Below are 1,248 nucleotides of genomic sequence, written 5' to 3' on the forward strand. Positions count from 1 at the left end.
CGGCGACGGCTCATTACAAACCTCTATCTCTCGATAAAGGCATTGAATCATCAATGTTTCCATACGTCTACAAATATCCGCGCACAGGTCTCCCTAGAGTCTGTCAGGTTTATGTTGAAGCATATCCTGCATGCCTGAGATAGGCGGCGCATTCGCGCGGGCTGAATGCTTGGAGGACTTCACCGCCGCGCCGCGATGTCGCTTCGACGCTACGCTCGTCGGCCTTGCGCAGCAGAGTCTTGAGTTTGGCGAACATCATCTCGATCGGATTGAGATCAGGGCTGTAGGGCGGCAAGAAGAACAGGTGGGCGCCGGCATTGCGGATGGCGTTGCGCGCCGGCTTGCCCTTGTGGCTGCCGAGATTGTCGAGGATGACGATATCGCCGCGATTGAGGGTTGGTGCCAGGCATTGCTCGACCCAGGCGGTGAAAGCGGTGCCGTTGATAGGGCCATCGAGCACGAAAGGCGCGACGATGCGGTCGTGGCGCAGCCCGGCGAGGAAGGTCAGCGTCTTCCAATGGCCATGCGGTATTGCGGCGATCAGCGGCTGCCCACGCTGACACCAGCCGCGGGTGCGCGTCATGTTGGTTTTGACCCAGGTTTCGTCAACGAACACCAGGCGGTCCGGATCAAGTCGATGTTGATGGGTCTTCCAGCGGCTCCGGAACCGCGCCACCTTCGGCCTGTCCTGCTCGCTGGCGATCAGCGTTTTTTTTAAATGTCTTGCCTTCACGGCGCAAGAAACGCCAAACCGTGTCATGAGAGACATGGATGCCTGCCACCTTCAGATCGACGGCAAGCGCCCGCACCGTCCAATCGGCTTTGGCCGCAAGGCGGCGGTGAACCTCATCGGCCGCCGCGCCACACAGCATGGGTTTGACATGCCCACCCATCTTGGCCGGCGCCAAACCACGCCCGGATCGGTCAAGCTGGCCGATCCGCACTGCCGTCGCCGCCGATACCCCAAAGCGCAAGGCGACCGCCCGCACTGTCATGCCCTCGGCAAGTGCGTCGGCAATGCGCTTGCGTAAATCCACGGAAAGAGGTCGCGCCATCGTTGCTGGCCTCCCCACCAGCAATGATGTTGAATCACAACCGAAGCAAAAAGGGAATCCCGTTGCGATTCAGCTTAAAGCTGACCGACTCTAAAGGAGACCTGTGCGCGGATATTTGTAGACGTATGGAAACATTGATGATTCAATGCCTTTATCGAGAGATAGAGGTTTGTAATGAGCCGTCGCCGGATAG

General features: G+C 58.8%; 1 protein-coding gene. It reads right to left on the reverse strand.

Annotation, left to right across the window (positions count from 1 at the left end; translation table 11 throughout):
* Positions 1 to 109: 109 nt before the first annotated feature.
* Positions 110 to 1,055 (reverse strand): IS630 family transposase gene (locus PH562_RS30610; RefSeq protein WP_285177638.1). Its coding sequence is split into 2 segments (ribosomal slippage): positions 110 to 715 and positions 717 to 1,055, totalling 945 coding nucleotides; the frame shifts between segments, so codons are not numbered across the junction.
* Positions 1,056 to 1,248: the final 193 nt, after the last annotated feature.

It is taken from the genome of Rhizobium centroccidentale, assembly GCF_030182565.1.
In the GTDB taxonomy this organism is placed as follows: domain Bacteria; phylum Pseudomonadota; class Alphaproteobacteria; order Rhizobiales; family Rhizobiaceae; genus Rhizobium.